This is a genomic window from Kitasatospora sp. NA04385, assembly GCF_013364235.1.
Lineage (GTDB): Bacteria > Actinomycetota > Actinomycetes > Streptomycetales > Streptomycetaceae > Kitasatospora.
This window is the reverse complement of record NZ_CP054919.1, coordinates 5,984,814-6,010,000: the sequence shown is the minus strand read 5'-3', so window position 1 is coordinate 6,010,000 and position 25,187 is coordinate 5,984,814. Positions and strand designations below refer to the sequence as shown.

At 74.2% G+C, this 25,187-nt stretch carries 25 protein-coding genes (1 of these 25 only partly in view); 10 read left to right on the top strand and 15 right to left on the bottom strand.

What is annotated here, in order from left to right; all coding sequences use genetic code 11:
- Positions 1–414: the 3' portion of an HNH endonuclease gene (locus HUT16_RS26730; RefSeq protein WP_176190606.1), read on the top strand. Its footprint begins 123 nt before the window's first position; only the last 414 of its 537 coding nucleotides appear in the window; the start codon falls outside the window, past its left edge; it ends in the stop codon at positions 412–414.
- A 110-nt stretch (positions 415–524) separates the two neighbouring features.
- Here the strand turns inward: HUT16_RS26730 and HUT16_RS39360 are convergent, their stop codons facing one another.
- From HUT16_RS39360 to HUT16_RS26700, 6 genes are all read right to left on the bottom strand, one after another.
- On the bottom strand, positions 525–2,471 hold the full coding sequence (locus HUT16_RS39360) for a PQQ-binding-like beta-propeller repeat protein (RefSeq protein ID WP_176190605.1): 1,947 nt from the start codon (positions 2,469–2,471) through the stop codon (positions 525–527).
- Positions 2,472–2,615: 144 nt separating this feature from the next.
- Positions 2,616–2,912 carry a 4a-hydroxytetrahydrobiopterin dehydratase gene (locus HUT16_RS26720; RefSeq protein ID WP_176190604.1) on the bottom strand — a complete coding sequence of 99 codons (297 nt, stop codon included), beginning with the start codon at positions 2,910–2,912 and terminating at the stop codon, positions 2,616–2,618.
- A 116-nt stretch (positions 2,913–3,028) separates the two neighbouring features.
- Positions 3,029–3,799 carry a sulfite exporter TauE/SafE family protein gene (locus HUT16_RS26715; RefSeq protein ID WP_176190603.1) on the bottom strand — a complete coding sequence of 257 codons (771 nt, stop codon included), beginning with the start codon at positions 3,797–3,799 and terminating at the stop codon, positions 3,029–3,031.
- Between the two features lie 257 nt (positions 3,800–4,056).
- Positions 4,057–5,082: an SPFH domain-containing protein gene (locus HUT16_RS26710; protein WP_176190602.1), complete on the bottom strand. Its 1,026-nt coding sequence runs from the start codon at positions 5,080–5,082 to the stop codon at positions 4,057–4,059.
- A gap of 10 nt (positions 5,083–5,092) precedes the next feature.
- Positions 5,093–5,527, bottom strand: coding sequence for an NfeD family protein (locus tag HUT16_RS26705; protein WP_014138790.1), 435 nt, complete (start codon positions 5,525–5,527; stop codon positions 5,093–5,095).
- 118 nt (positions 5,528–5,645) lie between these two features.
- Entirely contained in the window at positions 5,646–6,437 is a 792-nt protein-coding gene (locus HUT16_RS26700; protein ID WP_176190601.1) for an ABC transporter ATP-binding protein, read from the bottom strand.
- A gap of 133 nt (positions 6,438–6,570) precedes the next feature.
- Here HUT16_RS26700 and HUT16_RS26695 point away from each other — a divergent pair, with 133 nt between their 5' ends.
- Positions 6,571–7,371, top strand: a complete 801-nt coding sequence (locus tag HUT16_RS26695) for a hypothetical protein (RefSeq protein ID WP_176190600.1) — start codon at positions 6,571–6,573, stop codon at positions 7,369–7,371.
- A gap of 66 nt (positions 7,372–7,437) precedes the next feature.
- Here the strand turns inward: HUT16_RS26695 and HUT16_RS26690 are convergent, their stop codons facing one another.
- The 3 genes from HUT16_RS26690 to HUT16_RS26680 all read right to left on the bottom strand — a co-directional run bounded on the left by HUT16_RS26690 (position 7,438) and on the right by HUT16_RS26680 (position 12,059).
- On the bottom strand, positions 7,438–8,085 hold the full coding sequence (locus HUT16_RS26690; RefSeq protein ID WP_176190599.1) for a response regulator transcription factor: 648 nt from the start codon (positions 8,083–8,085) through the stop codon (positions 7,438–7,440).
- The gene (locus HUT16_RS26685; RefSeq protein ID WP_176190598.1) at positions 8,078–9,217 is read right to left on the bottom strand and encodes a GAF domain-containing sensor histidine kinase; all 1,140 of its coding nucleotides are present in this window, start codon (positions 9,215–9,217) and stop codon (positions 8,078–8,080) included. Before HUT16_RS26685 ends, HUT16_RS26690 begins: the two co-directional genes overlap by 8 nt.
- A 124-nt stretch (positions 9,218–9,341) precedes the next feature.
- On the bottom strand, positions 9,342–12,059 hold the full coding sequence (locus tag HUT16_RS26680; protein WP_254897999.1) for an FHA domain-containing protein: 2,718 nt from the start codon (positions 12,057–12,059) through the stop codon (positions 9,342–9,344).
- A 168-nt stretch (positions 12,060–12,227) separates the two neighbouring features.
- Between HUT16_RS26680 and serB the strand changes: the two genes are divergently transcribed.
- The gene (gene serB / locus HUT16_RS26675; protein ID WP_176190597.1) at positions 12,228–13,490 is read left to right on the top strand and encodes a phosphoserine phosphatase SerB; all 1,263 of its coding nucleotides are present in this window, start codon (positions 12,228–12,230) and stop codon (positions 13,488–13,490) included.
- A gap of 85 nt (positions 13,491–13,575) precedes the next feature.
- Here serB and HUT16_RS26670 read toward each other — a convergent pair whose 3' ends face one another.
- From HUT16_RS26670 to HUT16_RS26665, 3 genes are all read right to left on the bottom strand, one after another.
- Positions 13,576–14,103, bottom strand: a complete 528-nt coding sequence (locus HUT16_RS26670; protein WP_176190596.1) for a histidine phosphatase family protein — start codon at positions 14,101–14,103, stop codon at positions 13,576–13,578.
- A 100-nt stretch (positions 14,104–14,203) separates the two neighbouring features.
- The gene (locus HUT16_RS38590) at positions 14,204–14,326 is read right to left on the bottom strand and encodes an SGM_5486 family transporter-associated protein (protein ID WP_254897998.1); all 123 of its coding nucleotides are present in this window, start codon (positions 14,324–14,326) and stop codon (positions 14,204–14,206) included.
- Between the two features lie 10 nt (positions 14,327–14,336).
- Entirely contained in the window at positions 14,337–15,647 is a 1,311-nt protein-coding gene (locus HUT16_RS26665; RefSeq protein ID WP_176190595.1) for an MFS transporter, read from the bottom strand.
- 80 nt (positions 15,648–15,727) lie between these two features.
- Here HUT16_RS26665 and HUT16_RS26660 point away from each other — a divergent pair, with 80 nt between their 5' ends.
- Positions 15,728–16,399, top strand: coding sequence for a FadR/GntR family transcriptional regulator (locus HUT16_RS26660; protein WP_176190594.1), 672 nt, complete (start codon positions 15,728–15,730; stop codon positions 16,397–16,399).
- Positions 16,400–16,728: 329 nt separating this feature from the next.
- On the opposite strand, the gene fabI is transcribed toward HUT16_RS26660, so the two are convergent.
- Together fabI and fabG are read right to left on the bottom strand one after the other, a co-directional pair.
- A complete protein-coding gene (fabI, locus tag HUT16_RS26655) occupies positions 16,729–17,496 on the bottom strand; it encodes an enoyl-ACP reductase FabI (RefSeq protein WP_176190593.1) in 768 nt (255 codons plus the stop codon).
- Positions 17,497–17,498: 2 nt separating this feature from the next.
- The gene (gene fabG, locus HUT16_RS26650) at positions 17,499–18,218 is read right to left on the bottom strand and encodes a 3-oxoacyl-[acyl-carrier-protein] reductase (RefSeq protein ID WP_176190592.1); all 720 of its coding nucleotides are present in this window, start codon (positions 18,216–18,218) and stop codon (positions 17,499–17,501) included.
- Between the two features lie 254 nt (positions 18,219–18,472).
- Here fabG and HUT16_RS26645 point away from each other — a divergent pair, with 254 nt between their 5' ends.
- From HUT16_RS26645 to HUT16_RS26620, 6 genes are all read left to right on the top strand, one after another.
- Complete coding sequence (locus HUT16_RS26645; protein WP_176190591.1) at positions 18,473–19,603, top strand: MBL fold metallo-hydrolase; 1,131 nt, start codon at positions 18,473–18,475, stop codon at positions 19,601–19,603.
- A 137-nt stretch (positions 19,604–19,740) separates the two neighbouring features.
- Positions 19,741–21,267, top strand: coding sequence for a TldD/PmbA family protein (locus tag HUT16_RS26640; protein WP_176190590.1), 1,527 nt, complete (start codon positions 19,741–19,743; stop codon positions 21,265–21,267).
- Positions 21,267–22,661, top strand: a complete 1,395-nt coding sequence (locus HUT16_RS26635) for a metallopeptidase TldD-related protein (protein WP_176190589.1) — start codon at positions 21,267–21,269, stop codon at positions 22,659–22,661. Before HUT16_RS26640 ends, HUT16_RS26635 begins: the two co-directional genes overlap by 1 nt.
- A gap of 33 nt (positions 22,662–22,694) precedes the next feature.
- Positions 22,695–23,243 (top strand): RNA 2'-phosphotransferase, encoded by a 549-nt coding sequence (locus tag HUT16_RS26630; RefSeq protein ID WP_176190588.1) that lies wholly within the window; start codon positions 22,695–22,697, stop codon positions 23,241–23,243.
- 106 nt (positions 23,244–23,349) lie between these two features.
- The gene (locus HUT16_RS26625) at positions 23,350–23,700 is read left to right on the top strand and encodes a DUF3099 domain-containing protein (RefSeq protein WP_176190587.1); all 351 of its coding nucleotides are present in this window, start codon (positions 23,350–23,352) and stop codon (positions 23,698–23,700) included.
- Between the two features lie 225 nt (positions 23,701–23,925).
- Positions 23,926–24,168: a hypothetical protein gene (locus HUT16_RS26620; protein ID WP_176190586.1), complete on the top strand. Its 243-nt coding sequence runs from the start codon at positions 23,926–23,928 to the stop codon at positions 24,166–24,168.
- Between the two features lie 16 nt (positions 24,169–24,184).
- On the opposite strand, the gene moaA is transcribed toward HUT16_RS26620, so the two are convergent.
- A complete protein-coding gene (moaA, locus tag HUT16_RS26615; protein WP_176190585.1) occupies positions 24,185–25,174 on the bottom strand; it encodes a GTP 3',8-cyclase MoaA in 990 nt (329 codons plus the stop codon).
- Positions 25,175–25,187 lie beyond the last annotated feature (13 nt).

The window sequence follows — 25,187 nt, the reverse complement described above, 5'->3', positions numbered from 1 at the left end:
GTGCGCGGGTCGGGGGTGCAGCTCCCGGTGCCGCGGGTGATCAGGCTGACCAGGTACGTGCGGGTGCCGTTCCGACAACGGGCTCCGTGGTCGCGGCGGGGGGTGCTGGCGCGGGACCAGTTCCTGTGCGCGTACTGCGGGCGGCGAGGCACCACGGTGGACCACCTGGCGCCCAAGTCGCGCGGTGGGGCGGACAGTTGGCTGAACACGGTGGCGGCCTGCGCGGAGTGCAACCAGCACAAGGCGGACCGGACGCCGGAGCAGGCGGGGATGCGGCTGCTGCGGCGGCCGTTCGAACCGACGCCGGAGGCGACGTTGATGCTCGCGCTCGGGCTGCGGGCCGGTGAGCTGGGCGAGCTGGCGGCCTGGCTGCCGGAGCGGCCGGAGGGCCGGAGAGCGGCCACGAGCGTGTGAGGGGCCGACGGGCCCGACCTGATCAGGGGACAGGTCGGGCCCGTCGGCGTCGTTGCCGGGGCGGGGCCTCGCGGAGCGCGGGGGCGGCGCAGCGGACGGGCTCGCCGGTGTCAGCCCTTGCTGGTGAAGGCGGTGGCGGCGCTGTAGTGGGAGGCGTGCTCGGGGACGGCCACCAGCCGCCCGGGGACGGTGTGCACCCGGCCGGCCGAGAGCAGCGAGCCGGTGCCCTGCGGGAAGGCCCCGCCCTGGGTCTCCTGGCCGCCGGAGAGCGCGAAGCGGCTGAGGTGGGCGGGCTGGTCGGCGCGTTCGTCGACGGAGACCACCAGGCCGCCGGCGTCCACCCCGGCCGGGTGGGCCTTGCCCTTCTCGGCGATGGGGGTGCGCCACTGCGACTTGCCGGTGGTGAGGTCGTACGCGGCGATCGCGGTGGGGCTGCCGCCGCCCCCGGGGACGATGGCGGCGAACATGCTGGTGCCCTGGAAGTACACGCCGGGGACGGTGGCGAAGCTGCCGCTGTCCACGTCGAGCCGGCCGCCGCCCTCGACCGCGGTGGGGATCTCCACGCCGGGGTCGCCCTCGGCGCCCCAGGCGAACACCCGCTCGTCCTCGGGCTTGGCGCCGGTGGTGAGGACCACGGCGGGCTCGGCGGAGAGCACGGTGACGGTGGCGGGCTGGTTGTTCAGGCCGCGCCAGAACTTGACCTTGCCGTCGGAGACGTTGAGCGCGACGGCCTGGTCGCCGGGCGTGGAGTCGGCGCAGTGGCTGTGCAGCAGCACCACGGAGGCGCCGGCGCTGCCGGACAGCCGGCAGAACTTGCCCTGGCCGCCGTACTGCCAGGCTTCGGCGCCGTCGGCGGCGGCCCAGGCGTAGGCCTTGTCCTCGCCGACCGCGACGACCTTGTCCTCGGTGACCGAGACGTGGGCGGCGTAGCTGTCCTTGGTGTCGGAGAGCGTCTTCGTCCAGACCGCCTGGCCGGACTTGGTGTCGACGGCGGCGACGGTGCTGCACGGGCTCTTCGGGTCGGCGGAGGCGCGGTAGACGACCGCGCCCAGGCCGGAGCCGTTGACGGCCGGGGAGAGGCCGCAGGGGACGGCGCCGTCGGCGGGGGCCTTGAGCGTCCAGCCGGGCTTGCCGTCGGCGAGGCCGTAGGCGTGCACGCCGGTGCCGTCGGCGCGGACCACCGTGTCGGCCAGCAGCCAGCTGCCGGCCAGGGTGTCGTCGGTGCCCTGGGCGCCGGCGGTGCCGGGGTCGGCCGCCACCGTCCAGGCCTTGGTGTGGGCGACCGAGATGTTCTGCGAGCCGCCGGGGGCGGCCTTGTCGGCGGGCTTGTCCTCGTCCTCGTCGGACACCGCGAGCACGGCGGCGGTGACCAGCACGGCGAGTGCGGCGACGCCCGCGCCGACCCGGACGGCCAGGCCGCGGCGGCTGGGGGCGCCCTCGCCGGAGAGCACCGCGGCGCGGGCCTTGGCGGCGAAGCCGCGCGGGGGGCGCTCCCGGCCCGGTCCGCCGTCACCGGCCGCACCGGCGAAGGTGGCTGACCCGCCGTCGGCGCCGGGGGCGAACGGGTCCGCGGCGCTGGTCTGCGGGTAGTCGGAGGCGGGCGCGGCAGGGGGCGCGGCGGGGGCCGCGGGGGCCTCGTGCGGCGCGGACTGCGGGGGCTGCGGCAGCGACTGCGGCTGGTCGAACGGGCTCCCGCCGGGCTCGGCGGACGGGTAGGGCTGCTGGACCGCCTGGTCCGGGTAGCCGGTCTGCTGCTGGGGGTAGCCGTAGCCCTGCTGCGGGTCGGCGTACGCCTGCTGCTGCTCCGGGTAGCCGTAGCCCTGCTGCTGCTGCTGCGGGAAGGGCTGCTGGCCGTACGCCTGCTCCTGCTGCTGGGGGTAGCCGTAGCCCTGCTGCGGGTCGGCGTAGACCTGCTGTTGCTCCGGGTAGCCGTACCCCTGCTGCTGCTGCGGGAAGGGCTGCTGGCCGTACGCCTGCTGCTCCGGGTAGCCCTGCGGCTGGGGGTACCAGGGCTGCTGCTGGTCGTACCCGGGGGTCGTGGGAGGTTCCTGAGCCATGCGTTCCGTCCGTCCCGACTGCGGTCTGGCAAGCAGCCAGCATCTCATGGCGCGGGGACGGGTTTTGCCCCGGCTTTGCCGGAGTTCGGGGCGGGGACGGGGGCGGGGCGCGGGCCGGGCGGGGGCGGTTCGGGGGCGGCGGGGTCAGGCGGCGTCGTCGAGGGCGCGGTCGATCAGGTGCGCGAGCGTGATGTCGAGGCTGGTCAGGCCGTGCTCGCTGTGGGTGCTGAGGACGAAGGTGAGGGTGCGCCAGCGGATGTCGATGTCGGGGTGGTGGTCGAGCGCCTCGGCCTGTTCGGCGACCGCGTCGACGACCTTGATCGCGGTGGGGAAGCTCGCGGTCTCGGCGGTGCGGGTGATCGCTTCGCCGGTGCGGGTCCACTGCGGGAGGTCGGCGAGGGCGTTGGCGATCTGTTCCTCGCTGAGGCGGGTGCGGCTCATGGCGGTCTCCGTCCGGTTTCCGGGTCTCACGGCCGAGCCTACGTCGCCCGCGGGGGCGGGTCGCGGGGAGCCGGACGGCCCGCCGGGAGCGGGACGGCCGGAGGCGGGACGGCGGCTCAGAAGAAGAGCAGTTTGGTGATGGCCGCGAGGCCGACCGCGACGATCAGGGCGCGCAGCGCGATCGGCGGGAGGCGGCGGCCGATTCGGGCGCCGAGCACGCCGCCGAGGGTGGCGCCGACGGCGATCAGCAGGGCGGCGGTCCAGTCGATGGTGGAGGCGAACAGGAAGAAGACCGCGGCGACGCCGTTGACGATCACGGCGAGGACGTTCTTGATGCCGTTGATCGTCTGCAGGTCGTCGGGGAGCAGCATGCCCATCAGGGCGAGCAGCAGGACGCCCTGGGCGGCGCCGAAGTAACCGCCGTAGACGCCGGTGAGCCCGATGCAGGCGAGCAGCAGCCAACCGCCGTCGGTGGCGGGGGCCGCGGTGCCGGCGGCGGCGCGGCGGGCGGCCATCGCGCGGGCGACCCGGGGCTGGAGGACGACCAGGACCAGGGCGGTGAGGATGAGGACGGGGACGATCGCCTCGAAGGCGCCGCCCGGGAGGGCGATCAGCAGGATCGCGCCGGTGAGCCCGCCGGTGAGCGAGGCGGTGCCGAAGCGGAGCAGTCGGCGGCGCTGTCCGGCGAGTTCGGCGCGGTAGCCGATGGCGCCGGCCACCGAGCCGGGCACCAGGCCGAGCGCGTTGGAGACGTTGGCGGTGACGGGCGGCAGGCCGACGGCGAGCAGCACGGGGAAGGTGATCAGGGTGCCGGAGCCGACGATGGTGTTGATGGCTCCGGCCGCGGTCCCGGCCAGCAGGACGGCGGTCATCTCCCACAGCGTCATCGGCTTCCCCCTCGTTGGCTGCTGTCGCGCCGGTCGATCATGCCGGAGCGGTGGGCGACTTGGCGAGGGATATCCGGGATGCGGACCGGCGTATCACTCCCCGGGACGCCGACGGGCTCCGGGCACGCACGGCTCCGCGCCCGCGCGGCCCTGACGTGTACGGCCCTGACGTGTACCGCCCTGACCTGTACGGCCCTGACGTGCGCGGGCCCCGGCCGACGCGGGGTCGGCCGGGGCCCGGGCGGGGCGTGCGGGGGTTACTCGTCGATCGTGGGGTACTGGCGGGGGGGCTCGACCCGGGGGCGGGCGGTCTTGTTCTCGGTGTCCACCGGGCGGGGGGCGGTGGCCGGGTCGACCGGGACGCGGGCGGCGGGCGGCGGCACGGCGGGGGCCGCCGGGGTGGCGCCGCCGCCGGTGACGCCCTGGAAGGCGCCGCCGAGGCCCTTGAGCGCGTCGCCGACCTCGCTGGGGATGATCCACAGCTTGTTGGCGTCGCCCTTGGCCAGCTCGGGCAGGGTCTGCAGGTACTGGTAGGCGAGCAGCTTCTGGTCGGCGTCGCCCTCGTGGATGGCCTCGAAGACCGTCCGGATCGCGGCGGCCTCACCGTCGGCCTTCAGGACGGCGGCCTGCGCCTCGCCCTCGGCCTGGAGCACGGCGGCCTGCTTCTCGCCCTCGGCGCGCAGGATCTGGGCCTGCCGGGCGCCCTCGGCGGTGAGGATCGCGGCGCGCTTGTCGCGGTCGGCGCGCATCTGCTTCTCCATCGAGTCCTGGATGGAGGTCGGCGGCTCGATCGCCTTCAGCTCGACCCGGTTGACCCGGATGCCCCAGCGGCCGGTGGCCTCGTCCAGGACGCCGCGCAGACCGGCGTTGATGACCTCGCGGGAGGTCAGGGTGGACTCGAGGTCCATCGAGCCGATGATGTTGCGCAGGGTGGTGACGGTGAGCTGCTCGATGGCCTGGATGTAGCTGGCCACCTCGTAGGTCGCGGCCCGCGGGTCGGTCACCTGGTAGTAGATGACGGTGTCGATGTTGACGACCAGGTTGTCCGAGGTGATGACGGGCTGCGGCGGGAACGGGACGACCTGCTCGCGCAGGTCGATCCGGTTGCGGATGGTGTCGATGAACGGCACCACGATGTTCAGGCCGGCGCTGAGGGTGCGGGTGTAGCGGCCGAAGCGCTCCACGATCGCCGCGCTGGCCTGCGGGATCACCTGGATCGTCTTGATCAGGGCGATGAAGGCCACCACGACCAGGACGATCAGCACGATGAGGACGGGTTCCAACGCTTCTCCCCTAGACGACCAGGGCGGTCGCGCCCTGGATTTCGACGACGTCGACCTGCTGCCCCGGCTCGAAGACCGAGCCCGGGTGGAGCGCGCGGGCCGACCAGATCTCGCCGTTCAGCTTGATCCGTCCGCCCTCTCCCCCGTCGACTGTTTCCTGTACCACTGCGGTGGCGCCGGTCAGCGCCTCCACGCCCGTGCGGTAGCCCGGGCCCTTCTTGAGCTGGCGGTAGGCGATCGGACGGACGAACACCAGCAGCGCCGCCGACACTCCGACGAACACCAGGAACTGCGGGACCGTGCCACCGCCCAGACCCGCCGTCAGCGCGGCGGCGCCGGCGCCGATCGCGAACATGGCGAACTCGGGCATCGCGGTGACCACCAGCGGTATGCCCAGGGCGACGGCGAGCAGCAGCCACCAGATCCAGCTGTCCACGGGCTCCATCCTAGGGAAGTCGGTCCTCTCCCCGCGTAGCTTCCCGCAGGTGGGGCACCGGAAACCGGCCGTGTGTACGACCGGTTCCCGCCGTTCGCCGCAGGGGCCCGATCCGGCCGGGCGGGACTCAGCCGAGCGGGAGGCCCTGCGCGGCCCAGCGGTCGCCGCGCCGCTCCAGGGTCAGCGGCAGGCCGAAGCAGTGCGAGAGGTTGCGGGCGGTGAGGGTGGTCCCGATCGGACCGGCCGCCAGCACCTTGCCCTGGCGGATCATCAGCACGTGGGTCATGCCGGGGACGATCTCCTCCACGTGGTGGGTGACCATCACCATGGACGGCGCGTACTCGTCCCCGGCGAGCGCGGCCAGGCGGCGGACCAGGTCCTCGCGGCCGCCGAGGTCGAGGCCGGCGGCGGGTTCGTCGAGCAGCAGCAGCTCGGGGTCGGTCATCAGGGCCCGGGCGATCAGGGTGCGCTTGCGCTCGCCCTCGGAGAGGGAGCCGAACTTGCGGGCGGTGAAGGCGGCCATGCCGAGCAGGTCGAGCAGCACCAGGGCGCGGGCCTCGTCCGGCTCCTCGTAGGTCTCCTTGCCGTGCACGGTCTGCCCGTAGGCGGCGGTCAGCACGGTCTCCAGCACGGTCTGGCCGGCCGGCAGCTTCTCGTACATCGCGGCGCTGGCCAGGCCGATCCGGGCGCGCTGCTCGAAGACGTCGACCTGGTCGAGCTTCTCGCCGAGCACCACGGCGTCGCCGGAGCTCGGGAACAGGTACGCGCCGGCGATCTGGAGCAGCGTGGTCTTGCCCGCGCCGTTCGGGCCGAGCACCACCCAGCGCTCGCCCTCCCTGACCGTCCAGGACACGTGATCGACGAGTGCGCGCCCCTCCCGGACCACGGAAACGTCCACCAGCTCCAGCACGTCGCTCATGCCTACGCCTTCCCCAAATGCAAGAATCCGGCCGTCCGTGGGACCTGGGCGTGCGGTCCTCGGGGTGCGGTCCACCATGTGTCAGGGCAAACCTACGCCACCCGCCCGGCACGCTTGTCCGTAGGCTGGTCCGATGCTCGCGACTCCTGCCGACAATCCGTACCAAGAACCCCGTTCGGGGCGGCTCACCGCCTGGGGCAACGCGCTGCTGACGGGCGCCTCCTCGCCGGACGACGCGGCCGCCGCCGTCCAGGGCGCGGACGACGCCCACCGGGCGACCGGCCTGCCCGGGGAGGCGCCCGACTCGCTGCACGGCCTGACCTGGGCACTGGGGCGGCTGCGCGCGCTGGGCGCGAAGGGCCTGCGGCTGGCCCTCCCGGTGGCCGGGCACCCGCTCGGGCTGACCGGGCCGTCCGCCTTCAACTCGCTGGCGCTGGGCGCCGGCGAGGCCGTCCTGGCGGTCGGCGTCCCGTACGGCCTGGTCCCGGAGGTCGAGGTGTACGGGCCGCAGGGCGACCAGGGCGTGCGGGTGCTGTGGCAGTGCCTGCCGGTGAACGACGCGCCGCCGGCCGACGTGCCCTCGCTGGACGAGGCCGAGCGGGAGCTGGCCGACGGGCTGCGGCAGGCCACCGCGGCGCTGGTCCGGCTGGACGTGGCGGGGGCCGGGCCGGAGGCGCTGCGGGCGCTGGACTCGCTGCGCCGGCAGGGCCACCGCGAGCTGCTGGCGCCCGGCTACCCGCAGCGCGCGGTGCGGGTGCTGGAGTCGGCCCGGCAGGTGTCGGCGCTGCTGCACATCGCGTCGGGCGGGCACGGGGCTGCGGTCTCCGCCTCCGAGATGGCCGCCCGGCGCGAGGTGCTGGCCCCGCTGGACCGCACCGCCCGCCGGGCCCAGGTCGCGGCGTACAACGCGGCGGTGGACGAGCGGCGGGACTGAACGGCGGGACTGAACGGCGGGACTGAACGGCGGGCGGGGGCACGGCCGGGGGCGCCGGCCGGGCGGTCACTGCTGCTGGTGGCGGACCGCCCACAGCGCGGCCTGGGTGCGGTCGGCGACGTCCAGCTTCATCAGGATGTTGGACACGTGGGTCTTGACCGTCTTCTCCGAGAGGTGCAGCGTGCGGGCGATCTCCCGGTTGGAGCGGCCGTCGGCGATGTGCGAGAGCACCTCGCGCTCGCGGTCGGTGAGGGTGCCGCCGCGGCCCTGCGGCGGCGCCGGGACGTCCTCGGCGAGCAGCGCGGCGGCCAGTTCGGGCTGGAGCAGGACGTGTCCGGCGTGCACCGAGCGGATCGCTCCGGCCAGTGCCTCCGGGTCGACGTCCTTGTACACGTAGCCGGCGGCGCCGGCCCGCAGCGCCGGGACCACGGTGCGGTGCTCGGTGAAGCTGGTGACGATCAGCACCCGGGCGGCGCTGCCGCGCTCGCGCAGCAGGCGCAGCGCCTCGATGCCGTCGACCTTGGGCATCTTGAGGTCCATCAGGACCACGTCGGGGGCGAGTTCGGCGGCCCGCTCGACGGCCGCCGCGCCGTCGGCGGCCTCGCCGACCACCTCGATGTCGTCCTGCACCTCCAGGAAGGTGCGCAGGCCGCGCCGGACCACCTGGTGGTCGTCCACCAGCAGCACGCGGATCGGTGACGCGGTGTCAGGCACCGGGGACCTCCATCTCGACCAGGGTGCCCCGGCCCGGGGCGGACTCCAGGGAAAGCCGGCCGCCGACCGCGGCGGCCCGGTCGCGCATCGACACCAGTCCGAGGTGCCGGCCGGCCCGGCGCACCGACTCCGGGTCGAAGCCGCGGCCGTCGTCGCGGACGGTCAGCCGGGCGCCGCGGCCGGCGGTGCCGGTGAGGGTGACCTCGACGGTGCCGGCCCGGGCGTGCCGCAGCGCGTTGTGCAGCGCCTCCTGGGCGACCCGCAGCACGGCCGCCTCCTGGGCGGCGGGCAGGGCGCGGACGCCGGTGGCGGTGAAGGCGACCCTGGCGCTGTGCGCGCGGTCCAGCACCTGCACCTGGGAGGCGAGGGTGGCCACCAGGCCGTCCTCCTCCAGGGCGGCGGGGCGCAGTTCGACCACCACGGCGCGCAGTTCGTCGGCGGCCTCGGCGGCGAGCCGGGCCACCTCGGCCAGGTTGTCGCGGGCCCGGGCCGGGTCCCGGTCGACCAGCTTGGCGGCGGCGCGGGCGGTCAGCCGCAGCGAGAACAGCTTCTGCGAGACGGCGTCGTGCAGGTCGTGGGCGATCCGGGCGCGCTCGCCGGACAGGGTCAGTTCGCGGCTGCGCTCGTAGAGCCGGGCGTTGCCGAGGGCGAGGGCGGCGTGCGCGACCAGGATGCGCAGCAGCTCCTCGTCCTGCGCGGTGAAGCCGCCCGGTTTGTTGGCCAGGAACAGGGCCCCGGCGATCTCGTCCTCGTCCATGATCGGCATCCCGAGGAAGTCGGTCATGTCGGGGTGGGCGTCCGGCCAGCCGCCGAACGCGGGGGCGGTGCGGACGTCCTTCAGCCGGGTCGGTTCGCGGTCGTGCAGCATCGAGGCCAGGACGCCGTGCTGGCGCGGCAGCGGGCCGATCGCCCGCCACTGCTCGTCGCTCACGCCGTCCACCACGAACTGGGCGAAGCCGCCGTGGTCGTCGGGCAGGCCGAGCGCGGCGTACTCGGCGCCGAGCAGCGCCCGGGCGGAGGCGGTGATCCGGCGCAGCACCTCCCGGACCTCCAGCGGCCGGGACATCGCCAGCACCGCCGCGCTGACCGCCTCGATCGCCTGCAACGACGGGTCGCACCCGGGACTGTCCATGCGCCCACGCTACCGCCGTGATCACGGCTCCCACCTCGGGCGCGAGACCTAGGGCGGAGGGCCGGGGCCGGGCCGTGCCCGGAACGGCCGAAGGGCCCCCGGAGGGGCCCTTCGGGGCTTCTGCTCAGCCGTTCTGCATGACCTCGGGCTCGTGGCGCTTCTGGAAGCGCTGGATCGCGAGGGCCAGTCCCACCGAGATGAGGACCAGGACGGTCCAGTTGAGGAACATGATGCCCGCGGAGTGGTCCCAGAGGGAGTCCAGCGGGGCGGTCTCCGGCGGCTTGGCGATCACCACCGGGGAGATGTGCGCCAGGTCGAGGGTGTTGCCGCTGGCGGCGACGCCCCAGCGGGCGGGCATCAGCCAGCCGAGCTGCTCCAGGCCGGGCTTGTCGAAGAGCTGGAAGATCGCGCCGGTGAAGACCATCTGGACGATGGCGAACATGACCAGCAGCGGCATGGTCTTCTCGGCGGTCTTGACCAGCGAGGAGATGGCCAGGCCGACCATCATGGAGGTGAAGCTGAGCAGGATCACGCCCACGGACATCTCGACCGCGGGCAGGTGCTTGAGGATCAGGCCCTCGTCGGGGAGCTTGCGGACCTTGAAGGCGATCGCGGAGATCAGGCCGCCCTGCAGGAAGCTGATCGCGCCGAGCACGATGAACTTCGAGGCCAGGTAGGCGGAGCGGGACAGGCCGGTGGCGCGTTCCCGTTCGTAGATCGCGCGTTCCTTGATCAGTTCGCGGACCGAGTTGGCCGAACCGGCCAGGCAGGCGGAGAACGCGACGACCATCAGGATCAGCCGGGCGACGTCGTTGCGGCCGGTGGCGGTGGCGCAGGCGGCCAGGCCGCACTTGTCCGGGATGACGGCGGAGACCCCGCCCAGGACCAGCGGCAGGATCACCGACAGCGCGATGAAGCCCTTGTCGGAGGCGATCACCGACAGGTAGCGGCGGATCAGCGTCCACAGCTGGGAGCCCCAGCTCTGCGGCTTGGGCGGGCGCAGCTGGGTGAGCGCGTTGGGCTGGTGCGCCTGGGAGACCGCGGCGTCCACGTTGGCCGAGTACTGCTGGTAGTGGACGGAGCTGCGGTAGCGGCCGGCCCAGTCGTGGTCGGGGTAGTTCTCGAAGGCCTGGAAGACGTCGGCCCAGGTCTCGTAGCCGAAGAAGTGCAGGGCCTCGGCGGGCGGGCCGAAGTAGGCCACCGAGCCGCCGGGGGCCATCACCAGCAGCCGGTCGCAGAGCGCGAGTTCGGCGACCGAGTGGGTGACCACCAGGACGGTGCGGCCGTCGTCGGCGAGGCCGCGCAGGGTCTGCATGACCTCGCGGTCCATGCCCGGGTCGAGGCCGGAGGTGGGCTCGTCCAGGAAGATCAGCGAGGGCTTGGTGAGCAGTTCCAGGGCGACCGAGACGCGCTTCTGCTGGCCGCCGGAGAGCGCGGTGATCCGGTTGTCGGCGCGCTTGTCCAGGCGCAGCTCGTACAGCACCTCGTCGATCCGGCGCTCGCGCTCGGCGGCCTCGGTGTCGCCGGGGAAGCGCAGCCGGGCCGCGTACTTGAGGGCGGTGCGGACGGTGAGTTCCTTGTGCAGGATCTCGGACTGCGGGACGAGGCCGATCCGGGAGCGCAGTTCGGCGAACTGGCGGTACAGGTTGCGGCCGTCGTACAGCACGTCGCCGCGGTCGGCGGGGCGGTAGCCGGTCAGGGCGCGCAGCAGGGTGGACTTGCCGGAGCCGGACGGGCCGATCACCGCGACCAGGGACTTCTCCGGGACGGAGAAGCTGACGTCGTTCAGCAGGACCTTCTTGCCGCCCTTGAAGTCGACCTCGACGCTCAGGTGGTGGGCGGAGAAGGAGACGGCGCCGTTGTCGACGAACTCCTGGAGCTGGTCGCCGACCAGCACGAAGGAGGAGTGGCCGACGGTGAGCCGGTCCTGCGGGCCCATCAGCTGGCGGCGGGTCGGCTGGCCGTTGAGGAAGATCCCGTTGTGGCTGCCGAGGTCGACGATCTCCCAGCGGCCGTCCGGGAGCTGGCGCAGTTCGGCGTGGTGGCGGGAGACCTGGAGGTCGGAGACCACGATGTCGTTGTCGAGCGCGCGGCCGATCCGGATGGTGCGTCCGCCGGCCAGGCTGCGGATCATCGTGGGGTTGCCGAGCCCGCCGACCGGGGCCGGGGCGGGCTGCTGCTGCTGCGGCGCCGGCGGCTGGAACTGCTGCTGCTGCGGCGCCGGCGGCTGGAACTGCGGCTGGGCGGGAGGCTGGAACTGCTGCGGCACCGGCGGCTGGAACTGCTGCGGCGCGGGGGCGGCGGACTGCTGCTGGGGGAAGCCGGGGCGCGGGGTGGGGGCGTCCCAGCCCTGCGGGATCGGCTGCTCGACCGGCGGCGGCCGGTGGCCCGGCGGCGCGGCGGCCGGGCCCGGGCCGAACTGCTGCTGCTGGAACGCGGCCTGCTGCCCGCCGGGGGCCCGGCTGGTGGCGGCCTCGTGGAGGCCGTCCTGCGGGGCGGGGGCGGCGGCCGGCGCGGTGAAGGCGAGCCGGGGCCCGTTCTGGCCGTTGCCGAGGTGCACGACGGTGCCGGGGTGGACCGCGGTCTGGGCGACCCGGGCGCCCGCGACGAAGGTCCCGTTGGTGGACCCGTGGTCGGCGAGCTGCCAGGTGGCGCCGTCGAAGCTCAGACCGGCGTGCCGCCAGGAGACCCTGGCGTCGTCGAACGGGAAGTCCGAGGCCGGATCACGGCCGATGGTGTAGGCGCGGCCGGGTTCGAGTACCCGCTGCCGGCCGTCGATTTCAAGTACGAGTTGCGGCAACTCTCCGCCCGCCCCGCTCTCCGGTCCCCCAGGATGTTGCATCTGACAGGGGGATCATTCCAGCCCCCCCGGTGTACTCGGAAGTCGGGCCGCTGTTCTGTGACCCCCCGGCAACCGGGTCGGGGCCGTGACGGGACGTTCCGGCGGGCGTCTTACCCCGCGGACGCCCGCGGTCGGGGCGGGGCCGGGCCCGGTAGCGTGGGGGGCACCATGAACGCAACCGATCAGGCCGCTCAGGCCCTTTCCGCCGCCCCGCCCGTGAGCACCGACGCCGAGCGCACGCTGCTGGTCAAGGTGTTCGGCAAGGACCGCCCCGGGATCACCGCCGGCCTGTTCGACCGGCTCGCCGGCTTCGGCGTCGAGGTGATCGACATCGAGCAGGTGGTCACCCGTGGCCGGATAACGCTGTGCGCGCTGGTCACTCCCCCGGCCGCGCCGGGCGCGGAGGGCGCGCTGCGGGTGACGGTGCACCGCTGGGCGGAGGAGCACAAGCTCCAGGCCGAGATCATCTCGGGCACCGGCGACAACCGTTCGCGCGGCGAGGGCCGTTCGCACGTGACGGTGCTCGGCCACCCGCTGACGGCGGCCGCGGTGGCGGCGCTGTCGGCCCGGGTGTCGGAGGTCGGCGGCAACATCGACCGGGTCTTCCGCCTCGCCAAGTACCCGGTGACGGCGGTGGAGTTGACCATCTCGGGCGTTCCCACCGAGGAGCTGCGCGGGGTGCTGGCGCCGGAGGCGGCCGCCCAGCGGGTGGACGTCGCGGTGGTCCGGTCGGGCCTGCACCGGCGGGCCAAGCGCCTGATCGTGATGGACGTGGACTCCACCCTGATCCAGGACGAGGTGATCGAGCTGTTCGCGGCCCACGCGGGCTGCGAGGAGCAGGTCGCGGCGGTCACCGAGCAGGCGATGCGCGGCGAGCTGGACTTCGCCGAGTCGCTGCGCGCCCGGGTGGCACTGCTGGCCGGGCTGGACGCCGCGGTCACCGAGAAGGTCCGCTCCGAGGTCCGGCTGACCCCGGGCGCCCGGACGCTGATCCGCACCCTGAAGCGGCTCGGCTACCAGGTGGCGATCGTCTCCGGCGGCTTCACCCAGGTCACCGACCACCTGGTGGAGCGCCTGGGCCTGGACTTCGCGGCCGCCAACACCCTGGAGGTCGAGGGCGGGAAGTTCACCGGCCGGGTGACCGGCGAGATCGTCGACCGGGCGGGCAAGGCGCGCTGGCTGGCCCGGTTCGCCGAGCGGGCCGGGGTGCCGCTGGAGCAGACGGTGGCGATCGGCGACGGCGCCAACGACCTCGACATGCTGAACGCGGCCGGGCTGGGCGTCGCGTTCAACGCCAAGCCGGTGGTCCGCGAGCAGGCCGACACCGCCGTGAACGTGCCGTTCCTGGACACCGTGCTGTACCTGCTCGGGGTGACCCGCGAGGAGGTCGAGGCCGCCGACCAGCTGGACGGCGCGCCCACCGGCGACTGACCGGACGACGACGAGGGGGGCGGGACCCGCGCGGGTCCCGGCCCCCCTCGTCGGTTCCGCCGCCGCTCAGCCCTGCGGCACCGGGTCAGTCCTGCGGCATGAAGTACGAGTCGAGCCGGGCAACGCCGGGCTCGACCAGCTTCCACGGGCCCTCGAAGCTGAGCACCGCCACCGCGGCGGGCGGGAAGCCGTTCAGCCGCAGCCGGTTGAGCGCCTCGGTGTCGCCCTCGTCGCCGGCCAGCACCTGGGTGAGGCCGAGCACGCCGGGGTTGTGGCCGACCAGCAGCAGGTCGGCGTGCTCGTCGGGGGTCTCCTGGATGACCTCGATCAGCCGGCCGGGCTGGGCCTCGTACACCCGGTCCTCGTAGACCGTCCGGCGGGCCCGCTTGGGCAGCTCGTGGGCGACCAGCTTCCAGGTCTCCCTGGTCCGCAGCGCGGTGGAGCACAGCACGTGGTCGGGGTTGACCCCGGAGTCCGCCAGCCAGCGGCCCGCGTCGGTGGCCTGGCCGCGGCCGCGGTCGGCGAGCGGGCGGTCGTGGTCGCTGACCTGGTTGGGCCAGTCGGCCCGGGCGTGGCGGAGGACGATGATCCTACGGGGGGTGTCGGCGCTCATACCCCTAGAGCTTCGCAGAAAACCGCCGCCGGGTCGCGTGCTCGGGGAAGCTGCCACCCGCAGGGGTGGCAGCTTCCCCGAACCCGCCCCGGGCGGCGGCTCAGCCCATCGCGTTCGCGAAGCTCGCGACGATCGCGATGACGACCACGATGGCGGCGATCAGGCCGAGCATCTGCAGCAGCTTCTTCTGCCCGCCCTGCGGGTTGGGGTCCAGTACCGGCATGCCGTCGAGCCTAACGGACGGCCTCGTCCTCGATGTGCCGGGCCCTGGCCGCCCGCAGTCCGACCAGCATCTGCGGCACCAGCAGCAGCGCCAGCAGGCCGAGCGGCAGGTACCACTGACCGGTGCTCTGGTAGAGCGCGCCCATCAGGATCGGGCCCGGGATGGAGATCAGGTAGCCCAGGCTCTGCGCGAACGCCGACAGCTGGGCCACCCCGCCCGGGGTGCGGGCGCGCAGGCCGAGCATGGTCAGCGCCAGCGGGAACGCGCACATCGACAGGCCGACCAGGACCGCCCACAGCCACGGCACGGTGCCGGCCGCGAGCATCAGCCCGAGGAAGCCGGCGATGCCGCACAGGCCGAGCACCACCACGTACAGCCGCTGGTCGCCGCGCCGGGCCGCCAGGTTCGGCAGCAGGAAGGAGACCGGCACGCTGACCGCCATCACCACGGCCAGCAGCACGCCGGACGCGGACTCCGACACCCCGGCGTCGTGGTAGATCTTCGGCAGCCAGCCCATCGCGCCGTACGCGCTGGTCGACTGGAGGCCGAAGAACGCGGCCAGCGCCCACGCGGTGCGGCTGCGCAGGATCGGCAGCTTCTCCGCCGCGGCCGCCGGGGCCGCCGGGGTGGTGCCGGGCCGCTCCCGGCGCAGGAACAGCACCACCAGCCAGACCGCCAGCGCGGCCAGCGCGAGCAGGCCCCAGACGCCCAGGCCGAGCCGCCAGCTGCCGCCCATCGCGTCGGTCAGCGGGACGGTGGTGGCGGCGGCCAGCGAGGTGCCCACCGACAGCGCCATCGAGTAGAGGCCGATCATCGGCGCGACCCGGTCCGGGAAGTACCGCTTGATCACCACCGGCAGCAGCACGTTGGCCAGCGCCACCCCGGCCAGCGCCAGCGCGGTCAGCAGCAGGAACACCGCGGCGGAGCCGGTGAACGAGCGGGCCAGCACGCCCGTCGCGATCGCCGCCATGGCGGCCGCGACCACGGCGATCGGGCCGATCCGGCGGGCCAGGGCGGGCGCGCAGACGCCCAGCAGGGCGAAGCACAGCGGCGGGACCGCGGCCAGCAGCCCGGCCGTGGTGGCGTTCATCCCCAAGCCCTCGCGGACCGGGTCGAGCAGCGCGCCCAGGCTGGTCACCACGGGGCGCAGGTTCACCGCGGCGGCGGCCACCGCGACGGCGAGCAGGACGGCCGCGGCGTTGCGGGCCGGGGCCGCGGGGGCCGGGCGGGGGGTCGTGGCAGGGGGCGGAGTGGCGGCGGACGGAGTGGCGGGCGGACGGCTCCCGGTCTCGGTGGCGGAGGGGTCTGCGGCGGTAGGCATGGCGTAATCATAGAATCATGGGATGACTCGCCGCACCCCGGTATCCTGATGACGTAGACCACAGAAGGAGCACACCCGCCTTGGCGCTGTCGACCACTCGCCGCACCCCGCTCTCCGACCAGGTGATCGCCCAGCTCCGGGCCCAGATCACCTCCGGCGAGTGGCCGGTGGGATCACGCATCCCCACCGAAGCGGAGCTCGTCGACCAGCTCGGCGTCGCCCGCAACACCGTCCGCGAGGCCGTCCGCGCCCTCGCCCACAACGGGCTGCTCGACATCCGCCAGGGCTCCGGCACCTACGTGCTGGCCACCAGCGAGCTCGCGGGCGTCATGCACCGCCGCTTCGCCGACGCCGACCAGGACCAGGTCGCCGAGCTGCGCTCCACCCTGGAGACCTCCGCCGCGGGTTTCGCGGCCCTCCGCCGCACCCCGCGCGACCTCGAACTGCTCGACGCCGCCCTGGAACGCCGGGACGCGGCCTGGCACGCCGGCGTCCCGGAGGACTTCATCCAGGCCGACGCCGCGTTCCACCAGGCGGTGGTCGCCGCCGCCCACAACGACGTGCTGGCCGCCGTCTACGCCGACCTCGGCGAAGTCCTGCGCGCCCACCTGCGCCACGACGTCGGCCCCGACCTGCTCCCCCACCGCTGGGTCCCGCACGCCGCGATCCTCGCCGCGATCCGGGCCGGCGACCCGGAGGCGGCCGCCGAGGAGGCGGGCCGCGCCATCGGCTTCTGCCGGAAGAACCCCTAGCGGGGCAGAAACCAGGGGCTCGGGAGAGCCTCACCGGGGGCTCGGGGAACGGCGAGAGGCCCCGCCGGGGGCTCGGGGAACGGCGAGGCCGAGGCTGCTGGCGGTGCACTGCCGTGGCGCGCATCGGCTTCGGGTTCTGTTCAGGACACGCAGCAGCACGGACACGCCGATGGGCTCCGGCCGCCAGCAGCACGGACCCGCCGTTCCCCGGGCCCCTGATGGCGCCTCCCGCCGTTCTCAGCGGGCCCCTGGAGGCGGAAAAGCGAAGGCGCGGCCGCCCCCGGAGGGGACGGCCGCGCCCGTCGGTGGAGCAGCTCGGAGCGGAGCGCTTACGCGCCGATCGCGTGCAGACCGCCGTCGACGTGGACGATCTCGCCGGTGGTCTTCGGGAACCAGTCGCTCAGCAGCGCGACGACGCCGCGGCCGGCCGGCTCCGGGTCGGTGAGGTCCCACTTGAGCGGGGAGCGGGAGTCCCAGGTCGCGGCGAGGTCCGGGAAGCCGGGGATGGACTTCGCGGCCATCGACCCGATCGGACCGGCCGAGACCAGGTTGCAGCGGATGTCGCGCGAGCCCAGGTAGCGGGCCAGGTACCGGTTGGTGGACTCCAGGGCGGCCTTCGCCGGGCCCATCCAGTCGTACTGCGGCCAGGCGAACTGCGCGTCGAAGGTCAGGCCGACCACCGAGCCGCCGTCCTGCATGAGCGGGAGCAGCGCCGTGGTGAGCGACTTGAAGGAGTACGCGGAGACGTGCATCGCGGTGGCGACGGACTCCCACGGGGTGTCGAGGAAGTTGCCGCCGAGCGCGTCCTGCGGCGCGAAGCCGATCGAGTGGACGATGCCGTCGAGGGTGGGCAGGTGCTCGCGGACCTGGTCGGCGATGCCGGCCAGCTGCTCGGCGTTGGAGACGTCGAGCTCCAGGACCTTGACGGGGCGGGGGAGCTTCTTGGCGATCCGCTCGGTGAGGCTGGGCCGGGGGAAGGCGGTGAGGATGATCTCGGCGCCCTGCTCCTGCGCGAGCTTCGCGGTGTGGAAGGCGATGGAGGACTCCATCAGCACGCCGGTGATCAGGATGCGCTTGCCTTCGAGAATTCCAGTCATGGTCAGTGACCCATGCCCAATCCGCCGTCGACGGGAATGACGGCTCCAGAGATGTACGCGGCCTCGTCGGAGGCCAGGAACCGCACGGCCGAGGCGATCTCGGCGGGGGCGGCGTAGCGGCCCAGCGGGACGCCGGAGACGATCTCCTTGCGGCGCTCCTCGCTGAGCACGGCGGTCATGTCGGTGTCGACGAAGCCGGGCGCCACCACGTTGACGGTGATGTTGCGCGAACCGAGTTCGCGGGCGAGGGAGCGGGCGAAGCCGACCAGGCCGGACTTGGAGGCGGCGTAGTTGGCCTGCCCGGCGGAGCCGCTGAGGCCGACGACGGAGGAGATCAGCACGACCCGGCCCTTGCGGGCGCGCAGCATCTTCGCGGCGGCGCGCTTGACCACCCGGAAGGCGCCGGTGAGGTTGGTGTCCAGGACGGAGGTGAACTCCTCCTCGGACATGCGCAGCAGCAGGGTGTCCTTGGTGATGCCCGCGTTGGCGACCAGGACCTCGACCGGGCCGTGGGCGGCCTCGATCTCGGTGAAGGCGGCGTCGACCTGCGCGGCGTCGGTGATGTCCGCCCGCACGGCGAGGACGTCGTACTTGGCGAGTTCCGCCGGGACCTCGCCGCCCCGGCTGGTGATGGCGACCTTGTCGCCCGCCTCGGCGAAGCTCTGGGCGATCGCCAGACCGATGCCCCGGTTTCCTCCGGTGACCAGTACCGAGCGGCTCAAAGGTCCACCTCATTCTCTCGACGTGCGTCCGGTGTGCGTGCCCGGCTGCGCGGGCAGCCACCAGCGACGCTATCGGTAGGGTGCGAGCTCGGGCGAAGCGGCCTCCCACAGGGGCGTCCGGCGAGAACTGTCGTATCCCCACAACGGGGGTGCGGCGGGGCGGGGGAACGCCGGGCCGGTGGCGGGCGTTGCCCCGAGGGTGCTCCGGAGAGTCCGGGGCGCCGACGCGGAGCGAGCCGATCGGAGCGGACGCGATGAGTGGTGCAGACCCTGGCCGGACGGGCCGGCGCAGGCTGGCGGCGCTGGCGGCGCTGGCCCTGGCGGGTGCGGCGGCGTGGGCGCTGCGCGAGGTGCCGGCCCAGTTCGGGCGGCGGCCGGACGCGTCGGACCCGCGGGTGCGGGCGTCCCCGCAGTACCGCGACGGGGTGTTCCACAACGCGCCGTCCGAGGTGGCGGCCGGGGCGCCGGGCCGGCCGGACGGGGCGACGCTGCGGCGGATGCTGTTCGACAAGGAGGGCCGGGTGCCGGTGGCCCCGGTGCCGCTGGCGGTGCCGGAGGTGGCGGGCGGGGCGTCCGGGGGCGTCGCGGTGACGTGGTTCGGGCACGCCTCGGCGCTGCTGGAGCTGGACGGCTGCCGGGTGCTGGTGGACCCGATCTGGTCGGACCGCTGCTCGCCCTCGCGGCTGACCGGCCCGAAGCGGCTGCACCCGGTGCCGGTGGAGCTGGCCGAACTGCCGCAGGTGGACGCGGTGCTGATCTCGCACGACCACTACGACCACCTGGACATGGCGACGGTGCGCCGGCTGGTGCGGCTGCAGTCGGCGCCGTTCGCGGTGCCGCTGGGCATCGGCGGCCACCTGCGCCGCTGGGGCGTGCCGGAGCACCGGATCATCGAGCTGGACTGGGACGAGACCTGCACGCTGGGCGAGTTGACGCTGACGCTGACGGCGGCGCACCACTTCTCCGGCCGCAGCCTGGCCCGGAACACCACGCTGTGGGGCTCCTGGGTGGTGGCGGGCCCGGAGCACCGGGTGTTCTTCACCGGCGACTCCGGCTACTTCGAGGGCTTCGCCCGGATCGGCGAGCAGCACGGCCCGTTCGACGCGGCGCTGATGGCGATCGGCGCGTACGACGCCGCGTGGGCGGACATCCACCTGAACCCGGAGGAGGCGGTGCGGGCGCACCTGGAGCTGCGCGGCGGGCTGCTGCTGCCGATCCACTGGTGCACCTTCAACCTGGCGCCGCACCCGTGGGCGGAGCCGGTGGAGCGGCTGCTGGCGGAGGCGAAGGCGCAGGGCGTCCCGCTGGCGGTGCCGCGGCCGGGGCAGCGGGTGGAGGTGGCCAACCCGCCGGAGCTGGACGGCTGGTGGGAGGCCCTGTCCTGACCGGGCACTGACGGGCCGTCAGGGTGGCGCGGCGAATATTTGCTGGCCGTACGCCCTGCGGGCGGGGATGATGCGAGCGGGTGCGCCCTCGGCCGGGGGCGGCCCGCCGCGTCCGACCCTCGACCCCAGGGAGCCCGATGCCCCCCTCCGCGCTGGACCCTCAGTTCCTCTCCTACCCGTTGCGCCCGCTGGCGGACGCGGCCCTGTCCAGGGCCCGGCAGCTGGGGGTGTCGCACGCCGACTTCCGCCTGGAGCGGGTCCGCTCGGCGTCCTGGCGGCTGCGGGACGCCCGGCCGGCCGGCTCGTCGGACACGGTGCAGCTGGGCTTCGCCGTCCGGGTCCTGCTGGACGGCGCCTGGGGTTTCGCGGCCGGGGTCGACCTGACGCCGGAGGCCGCGGCGGCGGTGGCCGAGCAGGCGGTGGCGGTGGCCCGGCTGTCGGGCGGGATCAGCCGCGCGGCGGGCTCGGCCGAGCGGGTGGAGCTCGCCCCGGAGCCGGTGTACCCGGCCGCCGAGTGGGTCTCCGCGTACGAGGTGAACCCGTTCGACGTGCCGGACGCGGAGAAGACCGGCCTGCTGGCCGAGTGGTCGTCCCGGCTGCTGGCCGCCGACGGCGTGTCGCACGTGTCGGCGGCGGTGCTGACGGTGCAGGAGAACAAGTTCTACGCCGACACCGCGGGCACCGTGACGACCCAGCAGCGGGTGCGCCTGCACCCCTGGCTGGAGGCCACCAGCGTGGACGGGCGCACCGGCGCGTTCGACTCGATGCGCACCCTCGCCCCGCCCGCGGGCCGCGGCTGGGAGTACCTGCGCGGCACCGGCTGGGACTGGGACGCCGAACTGGCCGAGCTGCCCGAGCTGCTGGCCGAGAAGATGCGGGCGCCGAGCGTCGCCGCGGGCCGCCACGACCTGGTGATCGACCCGTCCAACCTGTGGCTGACCATCCACGAGTCGATCGGCCACGCCACCGAGCTGGACCGGGCGCTGGGCTACGAGGCCGCCTACGCGGGCACCTCGTTCGCCACCTTCGACCGGCTGGGCAGCCTGCGGTACGGCTCGGAGCTGATGCACGTCACGGGGGACCGGACGGCCGACCACGGCCTGGCCACCATCGGCTACGACGACGAGGGCGTGGCCACCCAGTCCTGGGACCTGATCCGCGACGGCGTCCTGGTCGGGTACCAGCTCGACCGCCCGATGGCCCGGCTGAAGGGCTTCGAGCGCTCCAACGGCTGCGCCTACGCGGACTCCCCGGCGCACGTGCCGGTGCAGCGGATGGCCAACGTCTCGCTCCGGCCGGCCGCCGGCGGGCCGGACACCGCGGGCCTGGTCTCCCAGGTGGAGAACGGGCTGTACATCGTCGGCGACCGCTCCTGGTCGATCGACATGCAGCGGTACAACTTCCAGTTCACCGGCCAGCGCGCCTACGCCATCCGGAACGGCGAACTCGCGGGCCAGGTCAAGGACTTCGCCTACCAGGCCACCACCACCGACTTCTGGGGCTCGATGAGCGCCGTCGGCGGCCCGCAGACGTACGTGCTCGGCGGGGCCTTCAACTGCGGCAAGGCCCAGCCGGGCCAGGTCGCCGCGGTCAGCCACGGCTGCCCGTCCGCGCTGTTCCGCCAGGTCAACGTCCTCAACACCCAGCAGGAGGCGGGTCACTGATGTCCCCCACGCACCCCCACGAGCTGGTGGAACGCGCCCTCGAACTCTCCCGCGCCGACGGCTGCGTGGTGATCGCCGACGAGGAGTCCACCGCCAACCTGCGCTGGGCCGGCAACGGCCTGACCACCAACGGCGTCACCCGCGGCCGCCGGCTCACCGTGGTCTCCACCGTGCGCGGCGCCACCGGCACCGCCTCCGGCGTGGTCGCCCAGGAGGCCGTCACGCTCGACGAGGTCGAGCGGCTGGTGCGCGCCGCCGAGGCCGCCGCCCGGGCCGCCGAGCCCGCCGAGGACGCCCAGCCGCTGATCGGGGGCCGGGCGGCCGATCCGCGGTTCACCGAGGCCCCGGAGACCACCGACATCGGCGTGTTCGCCTCCTTCGCGCCCGCCCTCGGCGAGGCCTTCGCCCGGGCCCGCGCGGGCGGCGAGCTGCTGTACGGCTTCGCCCGGCACGAGCGCACCACCTCCTACCTGGGCAGCTCCACCGGCCTGCGGCTGCGCCACGATCAGCCCACCGGCACCGTCGAGCTGAACGCCAAGACCGCCGACCTGTCCGGCTCCGCCTGGGCCGGCGCCGCGACGCGGGACTTCACCGACGTCGACGTCACCGCCCTGCACACCGACCTGACCCGGCGCCTCGGCTGGGGCCGCAAGCGGATCGACCTGCCCGCCGGGCGCTACGAGACGCTGCTGCCGCCCTCGGCCGTCGCCGACCTGATGGTCTACCTGTCCTGGTCGTCCGGCGCGCGGGACGCGGTGGAGGGCCGCTCGGTCTTCTCCCGGCCGGGAGGGGGCACCCGGGTCGGCGAGCGGCTCAGCCCGTTGCCGCTGACCCTGCGCTCGGACCCGGCGGAGCCCGGCCTGCAGGCCGCGCCGTTCGTGCTGGCGCACTCCTCGGGCGAGAACGACTCGGTGTTCGACAACGGCGCCCCGCTGGCCGCCACCGACTGGCTGCGCGAGGGCCGCCTCGCGCACCTGCTGACCACCCGGCACTCGGCGGGCCTGGCCGGCCTCCCGCTCACCCCGCCGGTCGACAACCTGGTGCTGGAGACCTCCGCCCCCGACGCGCCGACGCTGGACGAGATGGTCGCCCGCACCGAGCGCGGCCTGCTGCTCACCTGCCTCTGGTACATCCGCGAGGTCGACCCGGCGTCCCTGCTGCTCACCGGCCTCACCCGGGACGGCGTCTACCTGGTCGAGGACGGCGAGGTGGTCGGCGCCGTCAACAACTTCCGCTTCAACGAGTCCCCGGTCGAGCTGCTCGGCCGGATCACCGAGGTGGGCCGCACCGAACGCTGCCTGCCCCGCGAGTGGGGTGACTGGTTCACCCGCACCGCGATGCCGCCGGTGCGGGTGTCCGACTTCAACATGAGCTCGGTCAGCCAGGCCTCCTGAGCCCGGCCGGCCCGCACCCCGAGGGGGACCCCGATGGACGAGAAACGCACCGTGAAGACGTCGAAGATGCTCTCCCGCATCCTGCGGCACGACCCGGGCGCCGTCGGGGTCACCCTGGACGCGGCGGGCTGGGTGGGCGTCGACGCCCTGCTCGCCGCGCTGGCCCGGCACCGGCGCCCGCTGACCCGCGCCGAGCTGGACCACGTCGTCGCCACCAACAACAAGCGCCGCTTCGCCTACTCCGAGGACGGCCGCTCGATCCGCGCCAGCCAGGGCCACACCGTCGAGGTGGACCTCGGCCTGCCCGCCGCCGTCCCGCCCGACGTGCTGTTCCACGGCACCGCCGAGCGGGCGCTGCGGTACGTCCTGGCCGAGGGCCTGCGCCCGATGACCCGGCGGGACGTCCACCTCTCCGCCGACACCGACACGGCCGTGAAGGTCGGCTCCCGGCACGGCCGCCCGGTCGTCCTGGAGGTCGACGCGGCGGGAATGGTCCGGGACGGGCACGAGTTCCGGGTGTCCGCGAACGGCGTCTGGCTCACCGACGCCGTCCCCGTCCGGTACCTGCGCCGCACCCCCTGAACCCGCGCCGCGCGTCGGCCGGACCCGGGTGGGTGCGATCGGCGTCAGCGGGGTTACGGTGGTCGACCGTAGGGCCGAACCGACCCGAGGAATGGATGGGGACGACATGCCCAAGAACGCGGACGACGGCCAGGTCTTCCGGATCACCGGGGCCCGCAGCAGCCTGAGCGAGGACGTCCGGGGGCGGCAGCGCCGCTACGTGATCTCGATGCTGGTCCGCACCGCGTGCGTGCTGCTCGCGGTGATCCTCTGGGACGTGCAGCGCTGGCTGGCCTTCGCCGCGCTGGCCGCCGGCATCCTGCTGCCCTACTTCGCGGTGCTGATCGCCAACGCGGGCCGCGAGCGCGCCCCGGGCCTGCCGTCGACGTTCGCCTTCGCGCCCGACACCCCGCTGATGCTGGGCCCCGGCGGGACGGGCGGGGGCGGGGCGAGCGGCGAGAACCGGCCACAGGGTTGAGGATCCCTCAATTCTCGCGTCCGATATTTCCGCTGATGCGAGGGTATGACCGTCCGAAAGCTCAGACGATCCTCAAATTAATCACCGGACAGCCCCACCTACCGCCCCTCGGGCGTGCCATACTTCCTTAGCGCTCCGCATCCCCCGTCGGAGCGACAGACCGACGCCGGGCAGCTCCCCCCGTGGCTGCCCGGCGTCGTCATGCCCGGGCATAGGATCGACCGCATGGACACCGCGCACCCCCTCTTCGGCACCCCCACCGGCCACTCCGGCCCCGACGGGCCCCCGAAGTGCTCCGCCAAGGGCTGCCGCGACCTCGCCGCCTGGTCCCTGCGGTGGAACAACCCCAAGCTGCACACCCCCGACCGCCGCAAGACCTGGCTCGCCTGCGACGTCCACCGCGACTCGCTCAGCCAGTTCCTCGCCGTCCGCGGCTTCCTCAAGGAGACCGAGCCCTTCGCCGGCTGAGCGGTCGGGAACCCGCTCAGCCGCCGATCGCCGACATCGGGCGCTCGGGCTGGTGGAACCCGGGCCGGTCGATGCCCGCGCCCGCCTTCTTGCCCCACATCGCGGCCCGCCACAGCCCGGCCAGTTCGGCGTCGCTCGCGCCGGAGCGCAGCGCCCCGCGCAGGTCGGTCTCCCCGGTCGCGAACAGGCAGTTGCGCACCTGCCCGTCGGCGGTGAGCCGGGTGCGGTCGCAGGCGCGGCAGAACGGCCGGGTCACCGAGGCGATCACGCCGACCGTCGCGGGGCCGCCGTCGACCAGCCAGCGCTCGGCGGGGGCGGCGCCCCGGACGGAGGACGGCTCGGGGGTCAACTCGAAGCGGGTGCGGAGCAGTTCGAGGATCTCCTCGGCGGTGACCATCCGGGTGCGGTCCCAGCCGTGCTGGGCGTCCAGCGGCATCTGCTCGATGAAGCGCAGCTGGTAGCCGTGCCCGATCGCCCAGGCCAGCAGGTCGGCGGCCTCGTGGTCGTTGACGCCGCGCATCAGGACGGCGTTGAGCTTGACCGGCCGCAGCCCGGCGGCCTCGGCGGCGGCGAGGCCGTCCAGCACGTCCCGGTGGCGCTTGCGGCGGGTGAGCCGGGCGAAGGTGTCGGGGTCGAGGGTGTCCAGCGAGACGTTGACCCGGTCGACGCCGGCCTCCCGCAGCGCGCCGGCGATCCGGGACAGGCCGATGCCGTTGGTGGTGAGCGAGATCTCCGGCCGGGGTTCCAGCCGGGCGCAGGCGGCGATGATCGGCACCAGCCCGGGCCGCAGCAGCGGCTCCCCGCCGGTGAAGCGCACCTCGCGCACGCCGAGCGAGCCGACCGCGAGGGCGACCAGCCGGACGATCTCCTCGTCGGTGAGCAGCTCGGGCTTGCCCAGCCAGTTCAGGCCCTCTTCGGGCATGCAGTAGGTGCAGCGCAGGTTGCACCGGTCGGTGAGCGAGACCCGCAGGTCGACGGCCTGCCGGCCGTAGGTGTCGAGGAGCATCCCGGCGCCCGCC

Excerpts from the sequence above, each read along its gene's own strand:
- HUT16_RS39360 (WP_176190605.1), bottom strand. The coding sequence starts at position 2,471 with ATGGCTCAGGAACCTCCCACGACCCCCGGGTACGACCAGCAGCAGCCC.
- HUT16_RS26720 (WP_176190604.1), bottom strand. The coding sequence starts at position 2,912 with ATGAGCCGCACCCGCCTCAGCGAGGAACAGATCGCCAACGCCCTCGCC.
- HUT16_RS26715 (WP_176190603.1), bottom strand. The coding sequence starts at position 3,799 with ATGACGCTGTGGGAGATGACCGCCGTCCTGCTGGCCGGGACCGCGGCC.
- HUT16_RS26705 (WP_014138790.1), bottom strand. The coding sequence starts at position 5,527 with ATGGAGCCCGTGGACAGCTGGATCTGGTGGCTGCTGCTCGCCGTCGCC.
- HUT16_RS26700 (WP_176190601.1), bottom strand. The coding sequence starts at position 6,437 with ATGAGCGACGTGCTGGAGCTGGTGGACGTTTCCGTGGTCCGGGAGGGG.
- HUT16_RS26695 (WP_176190600.1), top strand. The coding sequence starts at position 6,571 with ATGCTCGCGACTCCTGCCGACAATCCGTACCAAGAACCCCGTTCGGGG.
- HUT16_RS26685 (WP_176190598.1), bottom strand. The coding sequence starts at position 9,217 with ATGGACAGTCCCGGGTGCGACCCGTCGTTGCAGGCGATCGAGGCGGTC.
- HUT16_RS26680 (WP_254897999.1), bottom strand. The coding sequence starts at position 12,059 with ATGCAACATCCTGGGGGACCGGAGAGCGGGGCGGGCGGAGAGTTGCCG.
- serB (WP_176190597.1), top strand. The coding sequence starts at position 12,228 with ATGAACGCAACCGATCAGGCCGCTCAGGCCCTTTCCGCCGCCCCGCCC.
- HUT16_RS26670 (WP_176190596.1), bottom strand. The coding sequence starts at position 14,103 with ATGAGCGCCGACACCCCCCGTAGGATCATCGTCCTCCGCCACGCCCGG.
- HUT16_RS38590 (WP_254897998.1), bottom strand. The coding sequence starts at position 14,326 with ATGCCGGTACTGGACCCCAACCCGCAGGGCGGGCAGAAGAAGCTGCTG.
- HUT16_RS26665 (WP_176190595.1), bottom strand. The coding sequence starts at position 15,647 with ATGCCTACCGCCGCAGACCCCTCCGCCACCGAGACCGGGAGCCGTCCG.
- fabI (WP_176190593.1), bottom strand. The coding sequence starts at position 17,496 with ATGACTGGAATTCTCGAAGGCAAGCGCATCCTGATCACCGGCGTGCTG.
- HUT16_RS26645 (WP_176190591.1), top strand. The coding sequence starts at position 18,473 with ATGAGTGGTGCAGACCCTGGCCGGACGGGCCGGCGCAGGCTGGCGGCG.
- HUT16_RS26640 (WP_176190590.1), top strand. The coding sequence starts at position 19,741 with ATGCCCCCCTCCGCGCTGGACCCTCAGTTCCTCTCCTACCCGTTGCGC.
- HUT16_RS26635 (WP_176190589.1), top strand. The coding sequence starts at position 21,267 with ATGTCCCCCACGCACCCCCACGAGCTGGTGGAACGCGCCCTCGAACTC.
- HUT16_RS26630 (WP_176190588.1), top strand. The coding sequence starts at position 22,695 with ATGGACGAGAAACGCACCGTGAAGACGTCGAAGATGCTCTCCCGCATC.
- HUT16_RS26625 (WP_176190587.1), top strand. The coding sequence starts at position 23,350 with ATGCCCAAGAACGCGGACGACGGCCAGGTCTTCCGGATCACCGGGGCC.
- HUT16_RS26620 (WP_176190586.1), top strand. The coding sequence starts at position 23,926 with ATGGACACCGCGCACCCCCTCTTCGGCACCCCCACCGGCCACTCCGGC.
- moaA (WP_176190585.1), bottom strand. The coding sequence starts at position 25,174 with ATGCTCCTCGACACCTACGGCCGGCAGGCCGTCGACCTGCGGGTCTCG.